Origin of the sequence: Lentzea cavernae (genome assembly GCF_014653695.1) — a bacterium.
GTDB classification, from domain to species: domain Bacteria; phylum Actinomycetota; class Actinomycetes; order Mycobacteriales; family Pseudonocardiaceae; genus Lentzea; species Lentzea cavernae.
The window spans coordinates 41,266-66,659 of sequence record NZ_BNAR01000024.1 but is presented as its reverse complement, the minus strand read 5'-3'; the positions used below and the strand labels follow the sequence as shown (position 1 = coordinate 66,659).

The window sequence follows — 25,394 nt, the reverse complement described above, 5'->3', positions numbered from 1 at the left end:
GTCCCCTCCCAGGGGGTCCCCTGATTCAATTGTCCCAGCGAGGTCTGACAATTTTCAGCCCTCCATTGGCCTGTGCATCATCGGGATGGGGACGCCCTTGTCCGCTGCCACCGTCTTCGCCTCGTCGTACCCGGCGTCCACGTGCCGGATGACGCCCATGCCGGGGTCGTTGGTCAGCACGCGCTCGATCTTCTGCGCGGCCAGCGGAGTACCGTCCGCGACCGTCACCTGGCCGGCGTGGATCGAGCGGCCGATGCCCACGCCACCACCGTGGTGGATCGACACCCACGTCGCACCCGAGGCCGTGTTGACCAGGGCGTTGAGCAGCGGCCAGTCCGCGATCGCGTCGGAGCCGTCGGCCATCGCCTCGGTCTCGCGGTACGGGGAGGCCACCGAGCCGCAGTCGAGGTGGTCGCGCCCGATGACGATCGGCGCGGACAGCTCGCCGGACGCCACCATCTCGTTGAACTTCAGGCCCGCGAGGTGCCGTTCGCCGTAGCCGAGCCAGCAGATGCGGGCGGGCAGGCCCTGGAACTCGACGCGCTCCCCCGCCATCTTGATCCACCGGTGCAGCTGCTCGTTGTCCGGGAACAGCTCGAGGATCGCCTTGTCGGTCTTGGCGATGTCGGCCGGGTCGCCGGACAGCGCGGCCCAGCGGAACGGGCCCTTGCCCTCGCAGAACAGCGGCCGGATGTAGGCGGGCACGAAGCCGGGGAACGCGAACGCGCGCTCGTAGCCGCCGAGCTGCGCCTCACCGCGGATCGAGTTGCCGTAGTCGAACACCTCGGCGCCGCGGTCCATGAACCCGACCATGGCCTCGACGTGCGCGGCCATCGACTTGCGCGCCCGGTCGGTGAACTCCTCGGGCTTCGCGGCGGCGTACGACGCCCAGTCCTCCAGCGGGACACCGACCGGCAGGTACGCCAACGGGTCGTGCGCCGACGTCTGGTCCGTGACGATGTCGATCGCGACCTCGCGGCGCAGCAGTTCCGGCAGGATCTCCGCCGCATTGCCCACGACACCGACGGACACGGCCTCACCAGCGGCCTTGGCGGCCAGCACACGCTCGATGGCCGAGTCCAGGTCGTCCGCGACCTCGTCGAGGTAGCGGGTCTCCAGGCGACGCTGGGCGCGGTGCGGGTCGACCTCGATGCACAGCGCGACGCCCTCGTTCATCGTCACGGCGAGAGGCTGCGCACCGCCCATGCCGCCCAGTCCGGCCGTGACGGTCAGCGTGCCCTTCAAAGTCCCGTTGAAGCGCTTGGTGGCGACGGCGGCGAACGTCTCGAAGGTGCCCTGCAGGATGCCCTGGGTGCCGATGTAGATCCACGAACCGGCGGTCATCTGCCCGTACATCGTGAGGCCCTCGGCCTCCAGGCGGCGGAACTCGGGCCAGTTCGCCCAGTCCGGCACGAGGTTCGAGTTCGCGATGAGCACGCGCGGCGCCCACTCGTTCGTGCGCATGACGCCGACCGGACGGCCCGACTGCACGAGCAGCGTCTCGTCGGCCTCGAGGTTCCTCAGCTCACGGGTGATGGCGTCGAACGACGGCCAGTCGCGCGCGGCCTTGCCCGTGCCGCCGTAGACGACGAGGTCCTCGGGGCGCTCGGCGACGTCCGGGTCGAGGTTGTTGTGGAACATCCGCAGGGCGGCCTCGGTGGACCAGTTCTTCGCGGTCAGCTCGGTGCCGCGGTCAGCGCGAACAACCATTACAGGGCTCCACTTCGGATGAGGGCCTCGGCGGCGGCGATCTCGGGGGCGAGGTGGCGGTCGGGGCCGGGGCCCTGGACCGTCTCGCGCAGCTTCGCCACGGCGGCGGCCGTCGCGGGGGCGGGCTTGAGGGGCGCGCGCAGGTCGAGCGCCCGTGCGGCGGTGAGCAGTTCGATGGCCAGCACGGTCGTGAGACCGTCCACGGCCTTGCGCAGCTTGCGGGCGGCGGACCAGCCCATCGACACGTGGTCCTCCTGCATCGCGGAGGACGGGATCGAATCGACTGACGCCGGCACGGCCAGGCGCTTGAGCTCGGACACGATCGCCGCCTGCGTGTACTGGGCGATCATGTGGCCGGAGTCGACACCGGGGTCGTCGGCGAGGAACGGCGGCAGGCCGTGCGAGCGCGAGACGTCGAGCATGCGGTCGGTGCGGCGCTCGGCGATGGAGGCCACGTCCGCGAGCGGGATGGCCAGGAAGTCGAGCGCGTAGGCGACGGGCGCGCCGTGGAAGTTGCCGTTGGACTCGACCCGTCCGTCGGCCAGCACGACGGGGTTGTCGATCACGGACGCCAGCTCGCGGTCGGCCACCGTCGCCGCGTACGCCACGGTGTCGCGGGCCGCGCCGTGCACCTGCGGGGAGCAGCGCAACGAGTACGCGTCCTGCACGCGGGTGCAGTCCGGGCCGCGGTGCGAGGCGACGATCTCGGAGTCGCGCAGGAACGCGAGCATCCGGGCCGCGGACAGGTTCTGGCCGGGGTGCGGGCGCAGCGCGTGCAGCTGCGGCTCGAAGACGCGGTCGGTGCCCAGCAGCGCCTCGACGCTCATGGCGGCCGTGAGGTCGGCGATGTCCAGCAGCCTGGTCAGGTCGGCGATCGCCAGCGACAGCATGCCGAGCATGCCGTCGGTGCCGTTGATCAGCGCGAGGCCTTCCTTCTCTGCCAGCTGCACCGGTTCGATGCCGGCTTCCGCCAACGCCTCGGCGGCGGGCACGAGCTCCTCGCGCGAGTTGCGGACCATGCCCTCGCCCATCAACGCCAGCGCGTTGGCCGAGAGCGGCGCCAGGTCGCCGGAGCAGCCCAGCGAGCCGTACTCGTGCACGATCGGCGTGATGCCGGCGTTCAGCATCCCGGCCATGGCGTCCACAGTGGACAACCGGACGCCGGTGTGGCCGGTCGAGAGCGTGCGCAGGCGCAGCAACATCAGCGCCCGCACGACCTCGCGCTCGACCTCGGGCCCGGACCCGGCGGCGTGCGAGCGGATCAGCGACCGCTGCAGCTGGGCACGGCGGTCCGGCGGGATGTGCCGGACGGCGAGAGCCCCGAACCCGGTCGAGACGCCGTAGGTGGGGCGTTCGGCCGTGGCGAGCTGTTCGATGTGGCCGCGGGCGGTGGTGACCGCCTCGCGGGCCGCCGCGGTGATCTCCACCGGGGCGCCGTCGCGGGCGACGGCATGAACGTCCTCGAGGGTCAGAGGCTTCGGACCCAGCTCCACCGGTTGTCGCATGCAGACATCAGACCGCTCCGGAGCCGACTGGGCGACCCCGGAGCGGGTGATGGTGTCTGAGATGCCAGACGGTCTACATCCCCCTGCCGATCCAGCTCGTGTCGGGCGTGGACGCGAGCTGGACGTCGTTCGCGGTCTTCACCAGCTCCTCGACCGAAGCGGCGCCCTGGACCGTCACCCACACGGAGCCGTCCAGCACCGCGACGGCGCCGTCGGCCTGGATCCCCTGCGTGCCGCGCACCGTGACCGGCGTGCCGGTGATGCCGGGCGAGCGGGTCGACACCTGGACGACGAGCGGGTCCTTCTTGAACTGCGCGCCCCAGTCGCCGGGTGAGCTGCCCCAGACCTCGGTGGCCTCCTGGCCGTTCAGCGTGAACGGTGGCGTGTGCGCGACCTTCGCGTCCGCGCGCACCGACTCGGCGACGCGCGTCGCCGTCTGCCTCACGTCGTCGGTGCCGCGCACCGTGACGTGCAGCCAGTCCTGCGCCTCCCAGACGAGCTCGGCGGTCAGGCCGGGCGACTGGCCCTGCTGTGTGTGGATCCAGGCTTTGAGGCCGCGCACGGAGACCTCGTCCCACCCGGTCGTGTCCGGCTTGGCCTTGGACTTGAAGATCCTGGTCAGCGGACCGCCGTTGGTGAACGGGTAGCCCTGGGCACCGGCGGGCACGTAGGCGCGTTCGCCGTCCAGCAGGCCGCGGTAGACCTCGCCGTACCCCTCGGGAAGCCAGTGCGGCGCGTACTTGAGAGGCAGGCGCGAGGGCTGTTCGACCACGAGCGCCGCGCCGGCGTCGTTCGGGTTCGGCGGCGCGTACCTGTCGCTGGCGACGACGCCCGCGAAGATCAGGACGACGACCGCGGCCATGCCCGCCGTGGCGATGAGGAAGATGTTGTTCCGCTGCCGCTTGCGCTTGCGCCGCAACGCGTTCAGCGTCGGTCCCGGGTGAGGAGTGCGTTCGGCCAGCAGGCCGAGTGCCTCCTTGATCCGCTGTTCGGTGTCGTTCACGACAGGCCCTCCCCGAGCCGGGACCCGACACCAGCGGGTTCCGGCGTGTGTTCCATGCGGAGTGTGGCCAGCGCACGTGAGATGTGGCTGCGCACGGTTCCCTCGGCACAACCGAGCATCTGTGCGATCTCCGAGTCGTCGTAGTTCTCGTAGTAGCGGAGCACCACGGCCGCCCGCTGTTTGCGGGGCAGCTTCGCGATCCGCTGCAACATCGCTTCCCGCTCGTCGTAGTGGTGCGTCTTGTCCGCGACGGGCGGGGTGACGGACTCCAGGGTCGTCATGCTCAGAGCGACGTCCTTGGCGGCCCTGCGTCTGCGCCACGAGAGGAACTCGTTGGTCACCATGCGCTTGACGTAGGCGTGAGGGAGGTCGACGGACCCGATGCGGTCCCACTTCTGCTGCGCGCGCAGCAGAACTTCCTGGACCACGTCCTGGGCCAGGTGCGGGTCGCACGTGAGCACGGTGGCGTAGCGCAGCAACGGGGTCACCTGTTCTGCCACGAAGTCATCGAAACTCGGTGTCAATCCCGACCCCCTTCAAAACCGTCACACCCCTATGACGCAGCTCGAGGCTGTTCTGTTGAGTGTGCCCTGATGGAGGAACGGCGTGGGCTGCATCACGTGGGAAAATCACTTCGTGGGCAGCAGCAGTGACGTTCCCGCGCTGCGGCGAGGGCTGGCGGTCCTCCGGCTGCTGGCGGGCAGACCGGGGCCCGTCTCCGCGGCGTCGGTGGCGCGCGAGCTCAATCTGCCCAGGTCAACGACCTACCACCTGCTGTCCGAACTGACCGAGGCGGGCTTCGCGACGCACTTCCCCGAGGAGAAGCGCTACGGCCTGGGCGTCGCCGCGTTCGAACTCGGGTCCGCCTACCTGCGGCACGACCCGCTGGAACGGCTGGCCCGCCCGTTGCTGCGCAAGCTCGCCGACCGGATGGAGAAGGTCGCGCACCTGGGCGTCCTGCACGGCGCCGAGGCCCTCTACCTCGTGCGCGAGCAGCCCCGGCAGCCTCAGTCGATCGTCTCCGACGTCGGCGTCCGCCTGCCCGCCCACCTGACCGCCTCCGGCCGCGCGATGCTGGCCCACCTGCCCCCGGCGCAGGTCAGGGCGCTGCTGCCGTCCGTCGCCGCGTTCGTCGACCGGACCGGGCGGGGCCCGCACAACCTGCCCGCGCTGCGCAGACTGCTGACGCTGGAACGCCGTCAGGGCTGGTCGGTCGAGGACGGGTTCGTGACGGCGGGGTTCGCCTCGGTGGCGGCGCCGGTGTTCGACCACGGCGAGCGCCCGATCGCGGCCATCACGCTGACGTTCCGGCACCTGTGCGACACGCCGTGCGGCCAGACGTGGCCCGATCTGGCAAGAGAAGTCCGCAAGGCCGCCGACGAGCTCACCGTCCGGATCGGCGGTCACCCGATCTCCGAACAGTAGCCATGTACATAGTAGCTATGTACTGTATCTGCCATGGGACCGACGGCTGGGCACCTCGTGTGGCGTTTGGCGATGAAGTGGCGAACGGCCGTTGACCGCGCGTTGGACTCCCTCGGACTGACGCACGCGCAGTACGTCGTGCTGTCGTCGCTGATCGCCCTCGACCGGCCCTCCCAACGCGAACTGGCCGACCACACCGGTCTCGAACCGCTGTACGTCTCGAAGCTGGCGCGCTCCCTGGAGGCCGCGGACTTCATCGCGCGCACGCGCGACACCGTCGACACCCGGTCCGTGCGGCTGACCCTGACCCCGCACGGACGTTCGACGGTCGAGCCCGCCATCGCCGTGGTCCGCTCGCTGCTGGACCGCCTGCTGGAGCCGCTGGGCGACCGCACCTCCGCGTTCTCCGACGAGCTCCGCGAACTGCTCGCCGTTCCCCTCGACTAGGGAGCTCCCCGATGCCCGTCGTCCCCGTCCTCGACTCGACCATGCACCACGAGTCGTCCGGCACCGCGCCCTTCGTGTTCCTGCACGGCAACCCGGCCTCCTCGCACATCTGGCGGCACGTCCTGCCCGAGCTCGGCGGGCTCGCCCCCGACCTCATCGGCATGGGCAGGTCCGGCAAGCCGGCCATCGGCTACTCGTTCGACGACCACTCCCGCTACCTCGACGCGTGGTTCGACGCCCTCGGCCTCGACCGCGTGGTCCTCGTCGGCCACGACTGGGGCGCCACGCTCGCGTTCGACTGGGCGGCGAGGCATCCGGACCGCGTCGCGGGCATCGCCTTCTTCGAGGCGATGCTGAAGCCGATGACGAGCGCTGATCTTCCGCCGGCCGCCCGTGAACGCACTCGCCGGCTGCGGACTCCTGGTGTGGGTGAGGAACTGGTGCTGGAGCAGGACGTGTTGGTGCGCCAGGCGTTCACCGGCGGGGTGCTGACGCCGGTCTCGGACGAGGACCTGGCGGTGTACCTGGAGCCCTACCCAGACCGGGAGAGCCGACGCCCGTTGCTGGCGTGGGTGCGGCAGCTTCCGGTCGACGGTGAGCCGCCGGCTTTGGTGCCGCGCATGGAGGCCTACTGCGAGTGGCTGGGTGCGTCAACTGTTCCGAAGCTGTTGCTGACGTTCGAGGGCTCGCCGACGCTGGCCATCGGGCCGTTGCTCACCGACTGGTGCAGGGAGAACATCGCCGCGCTCGACGTCGTGAGTCTGGGTGAGGCGGGGCACCACGCGCAGGAGGACAAGGCGAAGGAGATCGCGGCGGCCGTCGCTCACTGGGCAGGTCGGCACGATCTTGCTTAGATCGGGTGCATGGGGGTCGTAGTCGAGAAGTTCGTTCCCGAGCACGCGTCCGAAGCCGAGCTCCGGGCGTTCCACGAGGTCATGCTCGCCCGGTACGCGGACGACCGGCCGAGGTGGACCGCGCCGACCTACGAGGAGGTCGTGTTCCGCCTGAGGACGTCGTTCCAGGGGCTGGGCCCGTCGCACCGGTGGATGGCCCGCCTCGACGGTGAGATCGCCGGCTTCGCCGACCTGAACGTGCCGGACCTGTGGGAACACGCGGCGCTGCTCGAGATCGTCGTGCACCCGCGGGCCCGGCGTCAGGGCGTCGGTGGTGCGCTCTTGGCCGCATTGCTGCCCGAGATCCAGTCCCGCGGCCGCACCACGATCGAGGAGTGGCAGGTCACCAAGGACAGCGATGGCGCCAGGTGGGCGGCGAACCGCGGGTTCCGCACCACCAACGGGAGCATCCTCCAGAGCCTGACGTTCGCCGACGTCGACAGCGCGCTCTGGGACGTCCCGGTCCCACCCGGCTACCGGCTGGCGCAGTGGGCAGGCCACGCACCGGACGACCTGCTCGCCGGTTACTCCACCGCCCGCAACGCGATCCACGACGCGCCCACCGGCGACCAGACCGTGCCATCGCAACAGTGGACGCCCGAGCGGACGCGGGAAGCGGAGGAGGACTACCGCAGGCGCGGCGCCGAGCAACGAGTGGTGGTCGCGGTGCACGAGGCCAGCGGCGCCGTGGCCGGCATGACCGAACTCGAACTGCACGACGGGCGGCCGCACCGGGCGTCCCAGCAGGAGACCTCGGTGGTGCCCGCACACCGGGGCCGCGGACTCGGCAGGAGCATGAAGGCGCACATGATCCGCTGGGTGCTGCCGGAGCGGCCCGCGCTGCGGGAGATCGTCACCGGCACCGGTGCCTCGAACATCCACATGGCGAGGGTCAACCACTCCCTCGGCTTCGTCACGATCGGCGAGATGATCGCCGTCAGCGCGACTGTCGAGGAGGTGCGCGGATGATCGAGAAGCTGGATTTCGGTTCCGCGTCAGCAGAAGACCGGTACGCGCTCTACGAGGTGGCGGAGGCGTGGGCGTCCGAGGACGCCCCGGACCGCGACCCGGCGCCCGTCGAGTCCTACATCGCGATGTGGGAGTCCCGCAACGACCTGGGTTTCGAGCCCGCGCGCTTCGTCGTCGCACGGGAGAACGGGAAGATCGTCGGCTACGCGCAGGCCGAGCTCTCCGAGGCCGAGGCGAACGCGCACCTCGCGCTCGTCACCGTCGTGGTGCGGCCCCAACATCGCCGCCGCGGCATCGGCACCGCGCTGCTCCGCGCCACCCCTTCGTTGCTGGACGGGCAGACCGTCGTCGAGTCGTGGAGCGTCGGCGCGGGCGAACCGGGCGAACACTTCGCCGCCGCACACGGGTTCCGGGTCGTCACGTCCATGACCAGGCAACGGCTGGTGCTCACCGATCTGCCGGAGTTGGGCGAGCTGCCGGACGGGTACGAGCTGGTGACGTGGAACGGCGCTGCGCCGGAGGAGCTCGTCGAGGCGTACGTCGAAGGGCTCAACTCGATCGCCGACGCACCGTTCGGCGAGACGGCGCTCGACCAGGCATACAACACGGTCGAGAGCGTTCGGGAAGAAGAGGCCCAGGCGCTCTCGGACCGCTGGGTCGTGCTCCTGCTGCACGGGGGCGAGGTCGCCGGGGTCACGGTGGTGGAACGCGACTCCGTCAAACACGACATCGCCGAGCAGCAACAGACGGTCGTGCTGCCCGCCCATCGCGGCAAGGGGCTGGGCAGGCTGATCAAGGCGCGCATGCTGCACGAACTGGACGGCGTCGGGACCATCTACACGCGCACCAGCAGCCAGAACGAGCACATGCTGCGCGTCAACCACTCGCTGGGCTTCGAGGACAGGTACACGTACATGGCCGTACAAGCGAAAACCGCCGACCTGCGGGCGTGAAGCCTGCGGGCCGGCGGTTTTCAGACGATCAGAGGCCCGCGGAGGCGAGCCACTCCTTGGCGACCTTCTGCGGCTCCGGCTTGTCCGGCGACGAGAGCTTCTCGTTCAGCTCCAGCAGCGTCTTGGTGTCGAGCTTCTTCGAGATGGCGTTGAGGGTGTCGCGGACCTGCTGCGACGCCTTCTTCTCGTTGATGAGCGGCAGCACGTTCTGCGCGGCGAACACGTTCTTCGGGTCTTCCAGCACCACGAACTCGTTGGCCTTGATGGCCGCGTCCGTCGTGAACAGGTCGGCCGCCTGAACGGTGTTGTCCTTCAGGCCGGCGACGGTCAGCGGACCGCCGACGTCGAGGGCCTTGAACTCCTTGAACTCGCAGTTGTACTTGGCCTTGAGGCCCGGCAGGCCGTCGGGGCGGTTCTGGAACTCCGGCGGGCCGCCGAAGGACAGGTCCTTGCAGTACGGCACGAGGTCGTCGAGCGACTTCAGGCTGTACTGGGCCGCGATCTGCTTCGTGACGACGACGGCGTCCTTGTCCTCGGCGGAGGACTTGTCGAGCACGATGAGGCCCTTCGGCAGGGCCTTCTGCAGCGCCGCGTACACCTCGTCGGCGCCGACCTCCGGCGCCTCCTTGTTGACGTGCTTGAGGAGCACGCCGGTGTACTCGGGGATCAGGTCGATCGAGCCGTCCTGCACACCCTTGAAGTACAGCTCGCGGTTGCCGATGTTCGGCTTCTTCGAGACCTTGACGCCCTTGGCGGACAACGCTTCCGCGTAGATCTCCGAGAGCAGGCGCGACTCGGGGAAGTTCGCGGAGCCCACGACGATGGTGTCCGTCGGGGCCGGTTCGTTCTTGCCGTCGCCGGTCAGCGGATCGCCACCGCACGCCGACAGAAGCATGACCGCAGCGACGGCTGTCGCGATGCGCTTCATCTCTTTCCTCCGGTTCCCACTGGACGCAGCCCTGGCGAGACCGTCAGCTTCTGCAAGCCGGCGAACCCCAGGTCGACGAGAACGGCGAGCAGTGCCACGAGCACCGCGCCGGCGAGCATCTGTCCGAAATCCTGCAGGGCGAGGCCGTCGAAGACGAGCCTGCCCAGACCACCGGCGCCCGTGTAGGCGGCGATGGTGGCGGTCGCGACCACTTGCAGTGCGGCGCCGCGGAAACCGCCGTAGATCAACGGAAGCGCGTTCGGGATCTCCACCTGCAGGAGCACTCCCGACTCGCGCATGCCGACGCCCCTCGCGGCGTCGACGGTCACGGGGTCGACCGCGCGGACGCCGGCGTACGTGCCCGCCATGATCGGCGGGATCGCCAGCAGCACCAGCGCGACGTACACGGGGAAGTCGCCGAGACCCGCCCACAGCACCACGAGGATCAGCACCGCCGTGGTCGGCAGCGCCCTCAGGGCGTTGGAGAGACCGACGATCACGAAGCCGCCCTTGCCGGTGTGCCCGACGAACGCGCCGAGCGGGATCGCGATCAGCGCGGCGATCACCAGCGTCAGCAACGTGTAACCGAGGTGTTCCAGCAACCGCAGCGGAATCCCGGTCGAGCCCGACCAGTTCGCGGGATCGAAGAGCCAGCCCATCTCAGCTCACCTCCCCGCCCGTGCCCACGGCGTGAGCAGCCGTCCGATCAGCAACAGCAGGCCGTCCGCGAGCACCGCCAGCACTACGGTCCCGATGAGACCCGCGAGGACCTTCTCGGTGTGGTCGGTCTGGTAGCCCTCGGTGAAGAGCTGGCCGTAGCCGCCGAGCCCGACGAGCGCGCCCACGCTCACCATGCTGATGTTCGACACGGTCGCGACCCGCAGGCCCGCGATCGTGACCGGCAGCGCCAGCGGGAAGTCGACGGTGAGGAACCTGCGCAACGGCCGGAACCCCATCGCGTTCGCCGCGGCGATCACGTTGCCCGGCACCGCCGACAGCGCGTCCGCGACCGACCGGATCATCAGCGCGACCGTGTAGACGGTCAGCGGCACGATGACGTTGATCTCGTCGAGGATCTTCACGCCGATGAGCACCGGCGTGATCACGATCAGCGCGATGGACGGGATCGTGAACAGGACGTTGGCGAACGGGAAGAGCACCGCCCGCGCCCGCTGCGACCGGCTCGCCCACCACCCGAACGGGATGGCGAGCAGGAACCCGATCAGCACCGGCACGACGGAGAGCCGGAGGTGCACCCCGGTGACTTCCCAGAACCTTTCCCAGTTCTCGAAAATCCAGGTCACTTCGGGACCTCACCCGCCGCGCGGGCCTTCGCGAGCGCCTGGATCACGTCGTCGGCCCTGACCACACCGGTCACGGCGCCGGCGTCGTCGACCACCACGCCGAGCGCGGACGGCGAGCTGAGAGCCGCGTCGAGCGCGCCCCTGAGGCTGGAACCGTCGTAGAGCGAGCCGCCGGAGATGAGGTCGCGCTCGTTCACCTCGACCTCACCGTCCACACCGGACAGCCAGCCCTTCGGCCGGTTCTGCTCGTCGACGACGAGCGTCCAGTCCGCGACGGTGATGCGCTCGCCGAGCTTGGCCGTGGTCACCGGGTGCACGGGCACGTCCGCGTGCAGGAACGTCAGCGTGCGGTAGCCGCGGTCCCTGCCGACGAACGACGCCACGAAGTCGTTGGCGGGCGCGGCCAGCAGCTCCGTCGGCCGCGCGTACTGCGCGAGGTGCCCGCCCGTCTGGAACACCGCGACGCGCTCACCGAGCTTCAACGCCTCGTCGATGTCGTGCGTGACGAACACGATGGTCTTGTCCAGTTCCGCTTGCAGGCGGAGGAGTTCGTTCTGCAGGTCCTCGCGGACCACCGGGTCCACGGCGCTGAACGGCTCGTCCATCAGCAGAACGGGCGGATCCGCCGCGAGCGCGCGGGCGACGCCCACGCGTTGCTGCTGACCGCCCGAGAGCTGGGCCGGGTAGCGCTTGCCGAAGTTCGAGTCGAGCCCGACGATCTCCAGCAACTCGGCCGCACGCGTGCGCGCCTTGCGTCTGTCCCAACCGGACAGAAGCGGCACCGTCGCGATGTTGTCCAGCACCGTGCGGTGCGGGAAGAGCCCAGCCTGCTGGATCACGTAGCCGATGCCGCGCCGCAGCGTGGGCGGGTCGACGGTCAGGACGTCCTTGCCGTCCACGAGGATCGTGCCCGACGTGGGGTCGATCATGCGGTTGACCATGCGCAGGGACGTCGTCTTGCCACAGCCGGAAGGACCGACGAACACCGTGATGGTGCCCGCCTCGACCGCGAGGTCGAGCTCGTCGACAGCGATGGTCCCGTCCTCGAACCGCTTGGTTACGGCCCGGAACTCGATCACCCTTCGGATCCCTCCGGTCGTGACGACCACCCCGATTGGGCCGCCCTGGATGTAGATCCCAAAGACCTTAACTCGTTCGGCGTACCCCGGCACAGCGTTCCACTATGTGACGGGCCGTATGGTTTACCGCTTGTGACGATCGATCAGGTGCGGCAGTTGGTGGCGGAACGCGGCGTGCACGCCCGCAAGCTCCGCGAGGTGTTGTCCCTGCTCAGCGAGGACTGGCACCCGCTGGCCGAACTCGTGCGCCTGCCCGCCGTGCCCCGCCGCACCGTTCAGGACCTGCTCAAGGCCCTCGGGGACGACGCCGAATCTTCAGGCGATCGTTACCGCATCGCGCCCGGTCTGGTCGCGTCCTACCGCGCCGAGTTCGGTGTTTCCGGTGTTCGCGACCACACCGACGTGCTGCGGCAGATCCTGGTGGACGTCGCCGACGTGCCGCCGCCGTTGTCCTCGTTGGACCACGTGCAGGCGACGGCGGAGACCGCGCTGAACCGGGCGGTGTGGCTGAACTCCACGTACGACCTGACGGGCAAGCGCCTGCTGTGCCTGGGCGACCACGACCTGACGTCGCTGGCCGTCGCCGCGGTGAACCCCCACGTCTCCGTCACGGTCGTGGACCTCGACGAGCGCCTGCTGGAGTTCATCGACTCGCGGGCGCAGGCGCGGGGGCTCGACATCCGGACGTTGCACTGCGACATGCGTTTCGGGCTGCCCCAGTCCGTGCTCGAGTCCGCGGACCTCGTCTTCAGCGACCCGCCCTACACGCCGGAGGGCATGGGCCTGTTCGCCGGACGCGGCATCGAGGCGCTGGAGGACATCGCGTCGGGCCGGCTGCTGCTGGCGTACGGCTTCTCCGACCGCACCCCGGCCCTCGGCCTGAAGGTGCAGCAGGAGCTGCAGAAGCTCGGGCTGGTGTTCGAGGCGATCCTGCCCGCGTTCCACCGGTTCGACGGCGCGCAGGCGATCGGGTCGGCCGCCGATCTGTACGTCTGCCGGCCCACCGGGCGGCGCGCGGTGTCCGGTGGCACGCGGATCTACACGCACGGCGCGCAGTCCGTGGAGTCGTCGGGGCCCTCGAAGGAAGCCCTCGCCGCGCTGTCGGAACTGGCGCCGCGGCCGGAGTCCTCGCCGCCGCCGAAGCCCCGTGCCGCCGGGTGGGCCGAGCCCGTGGGCAAGGGCGCGGCCTCGCTGGCCGTCGACCTGTCCGCGGATCCGGGCCCGTGGCTGCTGCGGACGCTGCTGGCGTCCTCTCCCGCCCGCCTGGCCTGCCTGGTCCCGAACAACCACCCGGCGGTGTCGTCGGAGGCCGGGCAGAAGGAGCTGCAGGAGCTGGTCGCCACGCGGTTCAAGTTGAAGTTCCTGCGCAACAACCCGGATGCCAAGACCACGATCGTCGTCGCCGACCAGGTGCTCACCGGCACGTTGTCGCTGGGCGAGCGCACGGTCCGCGAGGTCCTGATGAAGGCGCACGGCAAGCTGCGCAACGTGTGGCGCGAGGCGTTGATCACCGCGTCGCAGGGCGTGCTGACCAAGCGCCAGGCGGCGGAGATCGTCGACAACGCGTCGGTCGTGCAGGAGGACCTCGAGCTGCGGTTGATCGACCTGCCGAAGCACCGCGTGGCGGCGCTCCTGCCGGAGATCTCAGCCAGCGCGGGGTATGTGGAGCGGACCGAGGGCTAGGATCGCGCGGAACTCCTTGGGTGGCACCGGACGCGAGAACAGCCACCCCTGGTACGCGTCCACGCCCACACCTCGCAGCACGTGGAACTGGGTGGCGGTCTCCACCCCTTCTGCGACGCACTTGCGTCCCATCGCACGGGCCATGTCCACCACGGCGCGGGCGACGGCGAAGTCCGAGGAGTCGTTGCCCACGCCCGAGACGAAGCGCCGGTCCACCTTGATGATCTGGGCGGGCAGGTCCTTCAGGCGGGCCAGTGACGAGTAGCCGGTGCCGAAGTCGTCCACCGCGAACTGCACGCCGCGCTTCACGAGTTCGTCCATCGACTGGCGGACGCGGGAGGGCAGGTCGACGAACGCCGTCTCGACGAGCTCCAGCACCACGCGTTCCCACGGGACGCCGGATTCCATGATCGCGGTCGACACGATGTCGACGAACTCCGGATCACCCGGCACCAGGCCCGCGAGGTTCACGGCGACGGACACCGGACGGCCGTCGGGCGCGGGCCAGGTCGAGGCCTCCTTCAGCGCCGTACGCAGCACCCAGCGGTCGAGTTCGCGCATCAGGTCGCCCTGCTCGGCGACAGGAAGGAACACGTCCGGCGGCAGCAGTCCGCGATCGGGGTGCGGCCAGCGGACGAGGGCCTCGGCGGTCAGCACGGCGCCGTCGACGCCGACGACGGGCTGGTAGTGCAGCGCCAGGCCGTCGTTCTGCAGGGCCTCGCGGAGCTGGCCTTCGAGGTGCACCTGGCGGTCGGCGGACGCGATCAACGCCGCCGAAGCCAGGGACACGCGTCCGGCGCCGGCCCGCTTCGCCTCGAACATGGCGGCGTCGGCGAAGCGCAGCAGGTCGGCCCCGTTGGCGCGCGAACCGTTCGGGACGGCGGCGCCGATCGACGCCGAAACCCGGACGAGCTGGCCGTGCACCGGGACGGCGGTCCTGAGCAACGAGGCCACGCGTGTGGCCAGGGCGTCGACGCCGCCGACCGAGTCGATGTCCTCGGAGATGATCACGTACTCGTCGCCGGACAGGCGGGCGGCGGTGCAGCCGTCGGGCAGGCCGCCCTCCAGCCGTCGCGCCAGGGCCACGAGGAGCTCGTCGCCCGCGTCGTGGCCGAGGGAGTCGTTGACGCGCTTGAAGTTGTCGATGTCGCAGAACAGCACGGCGACCTTGGCGCGGTCGGGGCCCTCCAGCGCCTTGCCGAGGATCTCCTTGACCAGCGCGCGGTTGGGCAGGCCGGTCAGCTCGTCGTGCGTGGCCTGGTGGCGCAGCGCCTCGGCGGCGCGGCGGCGTTCGGTGATGTCCAGGAACACGATCAGCCAGAAGCGGCGGCCGTCGTCCTGCACGGACAGCGCGATGTGCAGCTCGCAGTAGACCTTCTCGCCGTCGGGGCGGACGAGGATGCGCTGCGGGATCTTCTGCGTGCGCTCGGCGGCCCACTGCAGGCCGGGCGAGGTGTCCTCGGGGTGGGTGAGCTGCTCGGCGGTCATGCCGCGCAGCTGCTCCAGCTCCATGCCGAGCAGGTCGCACAACGCGTCGTTGGCGTCGACCAGGCGCTCGCCCTCGTCGAACAGGCCGATGCCGACCGGCGTCACGGACACGAGGTCGGTGAAGCGCTGCGACGACCGCTTCATGCGCGCCTCGGCGGCGCGTTGCTCGGTGACGTCCTGGGCGGTGCCGACGGCGAGCTGCTTGCCGCGCGGGTCGTGGACGATCATGCCGTGGCAGCGGAAGATCCGCATCGAGCCGTCGCGGCGCACCACGCGGTGTTCGCACTGCACGGCGACCTCGTCGACGGCCAGCTGGCGCCACAGGTCGTCGACCCAGTTGCGGTCCTCGGGGTGCACGAGCTCGAGGTAGGCCTCGTAGCTGCCCACGGCCTCGCCAGCGACGCCGAAGAGCTCGCTGAGCATGTCCGACCACACGACGGCGCCGGACGCGGGATTCCACTCCCACATGCCCAGGCGGGCCGCCTGCTGCGCGTCGGCCAGCCTCCGGCGGTCCTCGCGCATCTGGCGTTCCAGGGCGCGCGCTTCGGTGACGTCCTGGATCGTGCCGTGGTAGCGCTCGATGCGGCCGGACGGCGAGATCTCCGCGCGGGCCCGGCACATGTAGACGCGCTCGCCGATCTCGCTGCGGACCTCGATCTCGACCGGGGCGTTGTCGGAGGTGTGCAGCAGCTGGTGCCGCATCTCCTTGACTGCCTCGCGGTCGTCCGGGTGCACGCCGCTGAGCAGGTCCTCGTCCGGCGTCATGCCGAGCTCGGCGAACATCTCCATCAGCACTTCGCTGCGGTGCACGGCGCGCGTGCCCGTCTCGTACGCCCAGCTGCCGATGCGGGCGATGCGCTGCGCCTCCAGCAGCCGCGCCCGTTCCTGGGCGAGCTCGCTGGCCGCGCGCTTGGTCTCGGTGATGTCGCGGATGTAGCCGGTGATCTTGTCCAGGGAGCCCGCGTCGTCGAGCCTCGCCTCGGCCACGCCGCGGATCCACCGCAGCTGGCCGTCCGGGCGGACGATCCGGTACTCGATGTCGATCGGGTCGCCGGTGATCTCGCGGCCGTGCCAGTAGGTCTCGACCATGTGGAAGTCGTCCGGGTGCACGACGTCGAGGACGGCCTGCGCGCCGGGCACCACGGTGCCGCGTTCGAGGCCGAGGAGCTCGTAGTGCGTGTCCGACCAGACGGTCATGCCGGTGAGGGGGTCGAACTCCCAGGAGCCCAGCTCCGCGACCCGTTGCACCTTGCGCAGGCGGCGTTGTTCGTCGCGCAGGGCGTCCGCGGCGGTGGAGAGGTCGGAGACGTCGATCAGCAGGACGGCCTGCAGGCCCGTTCCGGGAACGGCGTGGCGTGCGACGCGCACCGGCAGTTCGGAGCCGTCCGCGCGCAGGAGCCGCAGGTCGGAGGAGTTGCCGAGGAGCAGTTCACCGAGCGGGTGCCCGACGAGGTCGTCGGCTCCCTGCGCGACCGCGAGCTCCACGGCGGCGGGATTCGCCTGCATGACGACGCCCTTGGCGTCCACGAGCAACGAAGGCGCATCGGGCAGCGTCAACCCGTCGAGCGTCATCGGAGGTTTCTCCGCCGTCCGTGCACGGCCGTTCACCACCGTCGTCGCGCGTCCCACCCACTTGGGCACCGACCCACCCTCTCCCGCATTAGCCGCCCGCGGCAATTCAGGTGGACACGACAACGGCACCCGAACGGCGGCAAACACGAACCCTCTCCTCGAGTGAACACCCGAGGAGAGGGACGGTAGCGCTTCAGAGCGTCATCGCCCACCCCTGCACGGGTTAACGAAAAGCCACGTTCGTGGTTCCGGTCCCCGTGAAGATGCAAATGAGTGGCGAATAGGAGAGCGTGATCAGGCGACTCCGTCGGCCTTCGCGGCCAGGGCCACAGCCGCCGCGACCTCGGGTCCGACGCGCGGGTCCAATGCCGAGGGCACAATTCGATCTGGGCCCAAATCATCCTTCGCGACCGCGAGAATGGCATCCGCGGCGGCGAGTTTCATGCCTTCCGTGATCCGTCGCGCACCCGCGTCGAGAGCCCCGCGGAAAATGCCGGGGAACGCGAGCACGTTGTTGATCTGGTTCGGGAAGTCGCTGCGGCCGGTCGCCACGATCGCGGCGTGCCGGGCGGCGATCTCCGGGTGCACCTCGGGGTCCGGGTTCGACAACGCGAACACGATCGAGTCGCTCGCCATGCTCGCGATGAGGTCCTCGGACACCTTGGACGACGACACGCCGATGAAGACGTCCGCGCCGCGCAGGGCCACGTCGATGCCGCCGTCGAGGTTCGCGGAGTTGGTGACCGCCGCGATCTCCTCCTTGATCGGGTTGAGACCGGCGCGGCCCGTGCGGACGATGCCGCGCGAGTCGATCAGCGTGATGTCGCCGGCACCGGCGGCGATGAGGATCTTGGCGATCGCGATGCCCGCAGCGCCCGCACCGGAGATGACCACCCGCTGGTCGCCGATGTTCTTGCCGAGCACGGCGTTCGCGCCGTTGAGGGCGGCCAGCGACACGACGGCCGTGCCGTGCTGGTCGTCGTGCATGACCGGGCAGTCGAGCGCCTCGATCAGCTTCTGCTCGAGCTCGAAGCAGCGCGGCGCGGAGACGTCCTCCAGGTTGACCGCGCCGAACGACGGGCGCAGCCGGACGAGCGTCTCGACGATCTCGTCCACGTCGGTGGTGTTGAGCACGAGCGGGATGGAGTCGAGGCCGCCGAACGTCTTGAACAGCGCGGACTTGCCCTCCATGACGGGCAGCGACGCGCTGGGGCCGATGTCGCCGAGACCGAGCACCGCGGTGCCGTCGCTCACGACGGCGACCAGGCGGTGCGCCCACGTGTACTTCGCGGCCAGCGACGGGTCCTGCGCGATGGCCTTGCTCACTCGGGCGACACCGGGTGTGTAGGCGATGGACAGCGCCTTCGGGTCAGCGAGCGAGGCGGTCGCGCCGACCTCGAGCTTCCCGCCCAGGTGCGCGTTGAAGATCTCGTCATCCGTCAACTGCGTCGGATCGGAGTTCTCGATACGGGCTTCGTTCACTGCTGTCACGGCGTCCCTCCTGCGGTGCGGGCGGCGTAGTGGCCCCAACGTGGGCTCATCACCAAACGGCGCACCGGCCCAGCGTTGTCACGCCGGGTGCACGGGGCCTTGAAATTCGGTCGACGTCGTCGGCGGAGTTTTCCGCCGGCGAGGCCGGCCGAGTGCTGCGGGTGACGGAAGTGTGGCAGGGTCCCGCGATGCTGTCTGCGGCGGGGATCACACTTTTTCCGCAGGTCAGAGGGCATGTAGCAAGACGTCCGTCCGGTTTTCTGGACCGACCGGTCAGTTTCTGCAGGCAGGAAGCACCCGATCGTTCAAGAAGATCGACGCCTTAGAGTGACGGCCATGCAGGTGAGTTCCCTCAAAATTGACGGCGCGTTCGAGTTCACTCCCCGATCATTTCCCGACGACCGCGGTGTGTTCGTCTCGCCGTACCAGGAGGCGGCCTTCGTCGAGGCGGTCGGGCACCCCCTGCGGGTCGCCCAGACGAACCACAGCGTCTCCCGCGCGGGAACGATCCGGGGCCTGCACTACGCGGACGTCCCGCCGTCCCAGGCGAAGTACGTCTTCTGCCCGCGCGGCTCGTTCATCGACGTGGTCGTCGACATCCGCGTCGGCTCCCCCACGTTCGGCCAGTGGGACGCCGTGCTGGTGAACTCCTCGAAGTGCAACGCCGTCTACCTCTCCGAGGGCCTCGGCCACGCCATGATCGCCCTCGAGGACGACACGACCATGCACTACCTCTGCTCCACCGTCTACAACCCGTCCGGCGAGCACGGCCTGACGCCGCTCGACCCCGCGCTGGACCTCCCGTGGCCGCGCGAGCTCGAGTTCCGGCTCTCCGAGAAGGACACCTCCGCCCCCACCCTGGCCGAGGCGTACGAGGCCGGCGTGCTGCCGCGCTACGAGGACTGCCTCGCCCTGTACGCGTCCCTCAAAGCCTGAAACCAGGCCTCGGCCATAGTCGAGCTTTGACGACTCCGAGCACCTCCGCAGGTCCGAGGTGCTCGGAGTCCGTGCTCGCGTACGGGTTGTCTCCCACCACGTGCCACCCCCCGTCCACCTCGTGGGAGGCGCGCTTCACCGACAACTGGCCCGGCCTGCTCGCCCATGTGACAAGCACGACCTGCCCCGGCCTGGGCACCGCACCCCACCTGACCAGCACGACGTCGTCGTTGCGCAGGGCGGGGACCATCGACGGCCCCTTCACGAGCACGGTGGAGAGACGCGGTCTCAACGATCACCCTTCGGTCAGCCGGAGTAGGGTCCTACCTGTCGGAGCATCCACTGTTTTTTCATTCTGGGAGGAACGATGCGACTCGTGTCGCGCATTCTCCGCCCGCGCGTCGAAGCCACCGCGCACTGCGACCTGCCGTGCGGTGTCTACGACCCCGCGCAGGCCCGCATCGAGGCCGAGTCGGTCAAGGCGGTCCAGGAGAAGTACCAGGCCAACGAGGACCCGGAGTTCCGGGAGCGCGCCGTCCTGATCAAGGAACAGCGCAGTGAGCTCGTCAAGCACCACCTGTGGGTGCTGTGGACGGACTACTTCAAGCCGCCGCACTTCGAGAAGTACCCCGAGCTGCACGACCTGTTCAACCGCGCCACCAAGGCCGCGGGTGCGTCGGGCACCAAGGGCTCGATGGACCCGGCCTCTGGCCAGGCGCTGCTCGACCTGATCGCCCAGATCGACAAGATCTTCTGGGAGACCAAGCAGGGCTGATCCCCCTTCGGATCGTTGACGGACGGCGCCGCTCCCCTGGGCAGGGAGCGGCGCCGTTCGTCGTTCCCCGCCCAGGGGAGCCGGTCAGTACAGGTCGAAGCCGACGTCGAGGCCGAGGGCTGCCAACCGGCGCATCAGATCCGCGGTGAGGGTGAAGCCGCCCTGCGCGTCGTCGCCGGCGAAGACACCGCAGAAGACGTCGATCTCGGCTTTGTCCCTGAGCGCCTCGATCTCACGGCTGTGGGCCTCGACGAACACGACGAGTTCGGAGAGGTGCTCGTCGAGCGGGCTCGTGGGCTGTGCCCGGCTCCGGAGAGCCCAGTGGGACACGGCGCGGCGGGGGCCGTCGGGACGGCGTGGGCTCACCGGATCGCCGACGTCGTAGCTCCTGGTGGGTTCGCCGAGCGAGGCGACGAGGTCCGCCAGGGTCAGCGTCTCGCTGAAGACCCTCAACGAGGCCTTGTACTCGTGCTGGTCCCGTTCGGTCACAGGGATTCTTCCGCCATCGGACTCTCGTTCACAAGCGCAGGACCGTAGCGGCGAGAAGTGCCGGGCTGCCACGCAGTTTCAGCGACGTCAGGCGGACACGACGTCGGTCGACCGCGACAACTCCTGCCAGGTCTCGAGGTCCGCGCCGACGGCCGCCAACTTGGTGCGGATGTCGGTGAGGGTCGAGGTGCCAAGAGGGAGCCACGCGGGCATCTCAGGCAGGCCGGCAACCGTCAGGACCGCCTCCGCGGCCTTCACCGGGTCACCCTCCTGCAGGCCGTGGTTCGCCCCGGCCCACTCCCTCGACGCGCCGCCGGTCGGGGCGTAGTCGTCGATGACGCGCTCCACCTGGCCGAGTGACGACGAGGCGAGGAAGTCGGTGCGCAGCGGGCCCGGTTGCACCGAGCTGACCTGGATGCCGAGCGGGGCGAGTTCGAGGCGCAGGGCCTCGGTGATGCCCTCCAGTGCGAACTTCGTGGCGCTGTAGACGCCCCAGCCCGCCCAGGCGACGACGCCGCCGGTGGAGCTGATGTTGAGGATGCGGCCGTTGCGGGCGGCGCGCATGACCGGGGTGACGGCCCGGAGGACGGTCAGGAGGCCGAAGACGTTGATGTCGAAGACGGCGCGGGCCTCGGCGTCGCTGGTCTCCTCGATCGCGCCCACGAGGCCTCGACCCGCGTTGTTGACGAGGACGTCGATCCCTCCGAACCGGGCTACCGCCGCCTTCACCGCGGCGTCGGCCTGGTCCTGCGAGGTGACGTCGAGCGGCAGGGCGAGCAGGTGGTCGGGGTGGCCGAGGGCCTGTTCGATCGCGTGGGGGTCGCGGGCGGTCGCCACCACCGAGTCGCCGCGCGTCAGCGCGGCCTTCGCGATTTCCAGACCCAGGCCGCGGGACGCTCCGGTGACGAACCAAACGGACACGGTGTTCTCCTTGCTGGACGTGGTTGACGCTTTCCATTACGTCCCAGCGCGGCACCGATTCGAAGGGGATAGGTGGTACCCCTCGTCGTGGCTCTGGCAGTACCACCCAGCGGCTGCCGACCAGCCCGCCACAAGGCCATAATCGGTCCATGACCAGCGGCAACGAACTGCGCGACTTCCTCACCTCGCGTCGCGCGGCGCTGTCCCCCGAGGACGTGGGCCTTCCCGCCGCCACGACGGCGCGCAGGGTCAAGGGGCTGCGCCGGGCGGAGGTCGCGATCCTCGCCGGGGTGAGCGTCGACTACTACGTCAAGCTCGAGCAGGGACGCGCTCGCAACGTCTCCGAGCAGGTGGCCGACGCGGTGGCGCGGGCGCTGCGGCTCGACGACGTCGAGAGCCGCTACTTCTCGTCGCTGCTGCAGTCCGAACCGTCCCGGCAGCCGCAGAAGGCCCTGAGGGCGCGGCCCGCGCTGCAGTCCATGATCCGCGCCATGGAGGTGCCGGCCGTCATCCACGGGCCGTACCTGGAGGTGCTCGGGATCAACCACGCGGGCAAGGCGCTGCTGGACGACTTCGACGCCATGCCGGCCGAGGACCGCAACCTGGCCAAGTGGATGTTCCTGAACCCGCGGGCCCGCGCGGTCTACCGCGACTGGACCGAGATCGCCACCGACGTCGTGGCCCTGTTGCGGGCGTCGATCATCCCCGGACGCGACAACGACGCCCTGGCGCGGATCGTCGGCGACCTGAGCACGCGGTCGGAGGAGTTCGCGGCCATGTGGGCGGACTACCGGCTGTCGGAGCACCAGCACGGCGTCAAGCGGTTCTTCCACGAGGCCGTCGGCGAGATGCGGATCAACTGGCAGACGTTGCACCTGCCGGGCGCCGAAGGGCAGACGATCGTCGTCTACAGCGCCGACACCGGTTCACCGTCGGAGGAGAAGCTCCGGCTGCTGACCAGCTGGACGGCGGAGGACGCGGGTGGCCGCCGGAACGACCACCCGCGCGCGGTCACACCGCCTCGGTGACCTCGCCCGTCACCTCGAAGCCGCCGCCGGCTGGCGACACCCCCTGGAACTGCAACCGGACCTGTTCCTCGCCCTCGGCCTCGGTGTCGGCGATCGTCGGCACCTCGAACTCGGCGGAGGTCTGGCCCGGCGGGACGAAGGCGTAGACACCGAGTCCGGTGGAGGACAAGGGCCTCGACGGCAGCGCCTCCTCACCCGAGTTCCGGAGCAGCCAGTCGGCGTTGACGTCCGTTGTGGACAGTTCGGCGCCGGAGGCCGGTGCCACCGCCGCACCGAGGACCGCGACCGTCGAGTCGGCGGTCTCGGACAGGGTCAGCCTCCACTTCAGCGCACCGCCCTCCGCCACGCTGTCCAAGACCGGGGTGACGGTCAGCTTCGGCGCCGGGTCGTCGTTGCGCACCAGCAGCGCACCCGTCGCGGAACCGACCACGGCGTTGGAGATCGCCTGCACCGAGACCGCGTACCGGACGTCGGCGCTCCACCTCGTGTTGCCGGTGTAGGTGACCGGCACCTCGGCGCGGTCCTCGCCGGGCTTCAGCGTCACGAGCCTCGTGGTGGGCTGGTTGGTCGCCTGGTCGTTGTAGAAGAGCCGGATCACGCGGGTGCCGCCGCCCGTGGCGGTGACGACGACGTTGTGGGTCTGCGTGCCGGAGTTCCCCTCGTCCACCGCGGTGACCACGGCGTCGACCCGGGCCAGGTTCGTGGGCAGCACCGGGACGAGGCCGCCGTCCCAGCCGTGGGCGTCGATCAGCCACGCCTCACCCGACGCGGACTCGGGCACCAGTTCCAGCGAGGCGACCCGGTCGACGCCGGACGGCAGCGGCACGCGGACTTCCTGCGCCCACACCGAAGCCGTGCGGTCCGAGCCGGGCAGTCCGGCCACCGACACCGACCCGAGCGGGTGCTTCTGTCCACTGTGGTCGGTCACAGCGACGCCGAACCCGGCCGCCGCCGCGTTCGGCGGAACGGCCAGCCGCAGCGCCAGCTCACGCGAGCCGTTCAGCGAGACCGGTTCGGCGGGCGTGACCACACCGGCCTGGCCCGCGGCCGACCACTTCAGCGCGACCGACAGGCGTTCGGGCTGCGCCACCGCGCCGCGGAAGCCGACGAAGTGCGGCGAACGGGCGGTGCTGCACGCGACGGCGGCGTCACGGGACGTCTGCAGGCAGACACGGGCGCTGCCGGACGCGGCCGTGGCACCGTCCGGCACGACGAACGGCTCGCGGTCGGCGCCGACGGCGTGCGAGAGGACGCGGGCCGGGTCGGCGGACGGGGCGCGGACGCCGGAGCCGTCGAGCAGCGGCAGCACGGACTCGTCACGCCCGAGGAACAGGCGGGCGGAGGCCGCGACGTACGTGGCGCCCGCGGTCTGCTGCTGGTCGGCCGTCAGGCGGGTGGCGGCGCCGGGCGTGCACAGCGGGTCCGGCTGCTGGCCGGGCCAGAAGTCGTCGAACGCGGGCGCCTGCGCCTGGCCGGGCGTCCACTCGCTGTTGAAGTAGTTGTGGTTCGCGCCGACCACGTAGAGCGCGCTGTGCAGGGCGTCGCCGCGGCTCAGGCCGCGGGTCTGGTCCACGAAGATCTGGCCCTGCAGGTCGGCCACGTCACCGTCGCAACCGGGCAGGAACGTCACCGAGGGGACGTCCGGCGCCGGGTTGTGGCCGAAGATCGTGGGGCCGATCAGCACGTCACCGCGGATGTTCCACCGCACGGGGCCGCTGAACCCGGTGTCGCCGGGCGGCGGGGTGAGGCTGTCGGTCGCGGCGCGGTTGACGCCCTCGCCACCGCGGGAGTGGCCCACGAGCAGCACCTCCGACATGTCGGCCCGCACCCCCGTCGGCGCGGAGCCGCTGCCGGAGGACCAGTCCGCCCACTTCGCCAGGTGGTGGCGCACCAGCGACGAACGCCCCTGCGCACCGGCGTCGGCGGTCAACGCGTCCTGCGCGTTGACACCGTTGGCGGAGATCGACACCGTCAGGTACCCCTGCGATGCCAGCAACTGCTGCGCCTTCAAATATCCCTTGTGACTGGGCACGGCCGTCGACCCGGCGGGACACGGCCAGTTCATCAGGATCCGGTTCGGATCCGCCTTGTCGTAGCAGGTGAAGTGCCTGCCGTGCAGGAACAGCACGAGCGGCCGCTCGCCTGGCGCATCCTTCGGCCCGACGACGACGGCCTCCATCTCGACCGGCGCCGCGTACTCGGGCAGCCGGATCGGCTCGAGCGCGTACTCACCGGTGCTGGTGGCGTACGGACCGGGCGTGCCCGGATCCACGTCCGCCTCCGGCCGCAACGCCGGCAACTCGGGCACCGCCAACCCGGCCGCCGGCGGCTCGACGACGTCCAGCCGCTTGCCGGCCGACCGCACCTGGAGCGCGGCGGGGTCCTCCGGGGCGGCCTGCACCGTGAACGTCCGCAGGTCCGCCGACTCCCGGGCGCGTCCCAGGAAGCGGTCGCCCTCCCAGAACTCCACGCCCGCGTCGAGCAGCGGCATCGGCGCGGAGGCGGTCCACCGGACCACGTTCCCGGAGACGGTCCAGCCCGGTGGAGCGGGTGGTTGCGGCGCGGCCGACGCGGGCGGCGCCGGTAGTACCGCGGCCAGCAGAACAGGTAGCAAAAGCGCGACTGCACGACGCATCTGTGGGTCCCCCTCAAAAAGGATCCACTCCGTTCTATCGACGCCGCACAGCACACGGCACGCAATTCCGCCCGGAATCCGCCAATCAAAACGACAACCAACCGACAGTATTACGCCGTTCGGACCAATTCGACGCAGAAGAGCACAAAAGAGGCCCGTG

At 70.2% G+C, this 25,394-nt stretch carries 23 protein-coding genes; 9 read left to right on the top strand and 14 right to left on the bottom strand.

What is annotated here, in order from left to right; all coding sequences use genetic code 11:
* Positions 1-54: 54 nt before the first annotated feature.
* The 4 genes from hutU to IE307_RS42605 all read right to left on the bottom strand — a co-directional run bounded on the left by hutU (position 55) and on the right by IE307_RS42605 (position 4,742).
* Positions 55-1,710 (bottom strand): urocanate hydratase, encoded by a 1,656-nt coding sequence (hutU, locus tag IE307_RS42620; RefSeq protein WP_191305195.1) that lies wholly within the window; start codon positions 1,708-1,710, stop codon positions 55-57.
* Positions 1,710-3,215: a histidine ammonia-lyase gene (hutH, locus tag IE307_RS42615; RefSeq protein WP_191305194.1), complete on the bottom strand. Its 1,506-nt coding sequence runs from the start codon at positions 3,213-3,215 to the stop codon at positions 1,710-1,712. The genes hutU and hutH overlap by 1 nt, the downstream gene beginning before the upstream one ends.
* A gap of 73 nt (positions 3,216-3,288) precedes the next feature.
* On the bottom strand, positions 3,289-4,218 hold the full coding sequence (locus tag IE307_RS42610; RefSeq protein WP_191305193.1) for a hypothetical protein: 930 nt from the start codon (positions 4,216-4,218) through the stop codon (positions 3,289-3,291).
* Positions 4,215-4,742, bottom strand: a complete 528-nt coding sequence (locus tag IE307_RS42605) for a SigE family RNA polymerase sigma factor (RefSeq protein ID WP_191305192.1) — start codon at positions 4,740-4,742, stop codon at positions 4,215-4,217. The genes IE307_RS42610 and IE307_RS42605 overlap by 4 nt, the downstream gene beginning before the upstream one ends.
* Before the next feature lie 112 nt (positions 4,743-4,854).
* Here IE307_RS42605 and IE307_RS42600 point away from each other — a divergent pair, with 112 nt between their 5' ends.
* Genes IE307_RS42600 through IE307_RS42580 form a run of 5 tightly spaced genes read left to right on the top strand, consistent with a single transcriptional unit; the run spans position 4,855 to position 8,905 of the window.
* A complete protein-coding gene (locus IE307_RS42600) occupies positions 4,855-5,643 on the top strand; it encodes an IclR family transcriptional regulator (protein ID WP_191305191.1) in 789 nt (262 codons plus the stop codon).
* Positions 5,644-5,676: 33 nt separating this feature from the next.
* A complete protein-coding gene (locus IE307_RS42595) occupies positions 5,677-6,090 on the top strand; it encodes a MarR family winged helix-turn-helix transcriptional regulator (protein WP_191305190.1) in 414 nt (137 codons plus the stop codon).
* An 11-nt stretch (positions 6,091-6,101) separates the two neighbouring features.
* Positions 6,102-6,944: a haloalkane dehalogenase gene (locus tag IE307_RS42590; protein ID WP_191305189.1), complete on the top strand. Its 843-nt coding sequence runs from the start codon at positions 6,102-6,104 to the stop codon at positions 6,942-6,944.
* 9 nt (positions 6,945-6,953) lie between these two features.
* On the top strand, positions 6,954-7,952 hold the full coding sequence (locus IE307_RS42585) for a GNAT family N-acetyltransferase (protein WP_191305188.1): 999 nt from the start codon (positions 6,954-6,956) through the stop codon (positions 7,950-7,952).
* Positions 7,949-8,905, top strand: a complete 957-nt coding sequence (locus tag IE307_RS42580) for a GNAT family N-acetyltransferase (RefSeq protein ID WP_191305187.1) — start codon at positions 7,949-7,951, stop codon at positions 8,903-8,905. Before IE307_RS42585 ends, IE307_RS42580 begins: the two co-directional genes overlap by 4 nt.
* Before the next feature lie 28 nt (positions 8,906-8,933).
* On the opposite strand, the gene IE307_RS42575 is transcribed toward IE307_RS42580, so the two are convergent.
* Genes IE307_RS42575 through IE307_RS42560 form a run of 4 tightly spaced genes read right to left on the bottom strand, consistent with a single transcriptional unit; the run spans position 8,934 to position 12,216 of the window.
* Positions 8,934-9,833 (bottom strand): ABC transporter substrate-binding protein, encoded by a 900-nt coding sequence (locus IE307_RS42575; protein WP_191305186.1) that lies wholly within the window; start codon positions 9,831-9,833, stop codon positions 8,934-8,936.
* Positions 9,830-10,492 (bottom strand): ABC transporter permease, encoded by a 663-nt coding sequence (locus IE307_RS42570; protein ID WP_191305185.1) that lies wholly within the window; start codon positions 10,490-10,492, stop codon positions 9,830-9,832. Before IE307_RS42570 ends, IE307_RS42575 begins: the two co-directional genes overlap by 4 nt.
* Before the next feature lie 6 nt (positions 10,493-10,498).
* A complete protein-coding gene (locus IE307_RS42565) occupies positions 10,499-11,137 on the bottom strand; it encodes an ABC transporter permease (RefSeq protein WP_191305184.1) in 639 nt (212 codons plus the stop codon).
* Positions 11,134-12,216, bottom strand: a complete 1,083-nt coding sequence (locus IE307_RS42560) for an ABC transporter ATP-binding protein (RefSeq protein ID WP_191305183.1) — start codon at positions 12,214-12,216, stop codon at positions 11,134-11,136. The genes IE307_RS42565 and IE307_RS42560 overlap by 4 nt, the downstream gene beginning before the upstream one ends.
* A gap of 132 nt (positions 12,217-12,348) precedes the next feature.
* Here IE307_RS42560 and IE307_RS42555 point away from each other — a divergent pair, with 132 nt between their 5' ends.
* A complete protein-coding gene (locus IE307_RS42555; protein ID WP_191305182.1) occupies positions 12,349-13,899 on the top strand; it encodes a bis-aminopropyl spermidine synthase family protein in 1,551 nt (516 codons plus the stop codon).
* On the opposite strand, the gene IE307_RS42550 is transcribed toward IE307_RS42555, so the two are convergent.
* Complete coding sequence (locus IE307_RS42550) at positions 13,861-17,028, bottom strand: bifunctional diguanylate cyclase/phosphodiesterase (protein WP_229905592.1); 3,168 nt, start codon at positions 17,026-17,028, stop codon at positions 13,861-13,863. The two genes, IE307_RS42555 and IE307_RS42550, sit on opposite strands and share 39 nt — an antisense overlap.
* A 225-nt stretch (positions 17,029-17,253) precedes the next feature.
* Complete coding sequence (locus IE307_RS42545; protein ID WP_229905591.1) at positions 17,254-18,450, bottom strand: NAD(P)-dependent malic enzyme; 1,197 nt, start codon at positions 18,448-18,450, stop codon at positions 17,254-17,256.
* 336 nt (positions 18,451-18,786) lie between these two features.
* Here IE307_RS42545 and IE307_RS42540 point away from each other — a divergent pair, with 336 nt between their 5' ends.
* On the top strand, positions 18,787-19,386 hold the full coding sequence (locus IE307_RS42540) for a dTDP-4-dehydrorhamnose 3,5-epimerase family protein (RefSeq protein ID WP_191305181.1): 600 nt from the start codon (positions 18,787-18,789) through the stop codon (positions 19,384-19,386).
* Here the strand turns inward: IE307_RS42540 and IE307_RS42535 are convergent.
* Complete coding sequence (locus tag IE307_RS42535) at positions 19,376-19,651, bottom strand: S24 family peptidase (protein ID WP_373306087.1); 276 nt, start codon at positions 19,649-19,651, stop codon at positions 19,376-19,378. The two genes, IE307_RS42540 and IE307_RS42535, sit on opposite strands and share 11 nt — an antisense overlap.
* Positions 19,652-19,753: 102 nt before the next feature.
* On the opposite strand from IE307_RS42535, the gene sodN reads away from it, so the two are divergent.
* Entirely contained in the window at positions 19,754-20,161 is a 408-nt protein-coding gene (sodN, locus tag IE307_RS42530; RefSeq protein WP_030476597.1) for a superoxide dismutase, Ni, read from the top strand.
* Between the two features lie 84 nt (positions 20,162-20,245).
* Here the strand turns inward: sodN and IE307_RS42525 are convergent, their stop codons facing one another.
* Positions 20,246-20,650, bottom strand: coding sequence for a DUF4279 domain-containing protein (locus IE307_RS42525; protein WP_191305179.1), 405 nt, complete (start codon positions 20,648-20,650; stop codon positions 20,246-20,248).
* Between the two features lie 87 nt (positions 20,651-20,737).
* The gene (locus IE307_RS42520) at positions 20,738-21,571 is read right to left on the bottom strand and encodes an oxidoreductase (protein ID WP_191305178.1); all 834 of its coding nucleotides are present in this window, start codon (positions 21,569-21,571) and stop codon (positions 20,738-20,740) included.
* A gap of 149 nt (positions 21,572-21,720) precedes the next feature.
* Between IE307_RS42520 and IE307_RS42515 the strand changes: the two genes are divergently transcribed.
* On the top strand, positions 21,721-22,599 hold the full coding sequence (locus tag IE307_RS42515; RefSeq protein WP_191305177.1) for a helix-turn-helix domain-containing protein: 879 nt from the start codon (positions 21,721-21,723) through the stop codon (positions 22,597-22,599).
* On the opposite strand, the gene IE307_RS42510 is transcribed toward IE307_RS42515, so the two are convergent.
* A complete protein-coding gene (locus IE307_RS42510) occupies positions 22,583-25,234 on the bottom strand; it encodes an alpha/beta hydrolase family protein (RefSeq protein ID WP_191305176.1) in 2,652 nt (883 codons plus the stop codon). The genes IE307_RS42515 and IE307_RS42510 overlap by 17 nt on opposite strands.
* Positions 25,235-25,394: the final 160 nt, after the last annotated feature.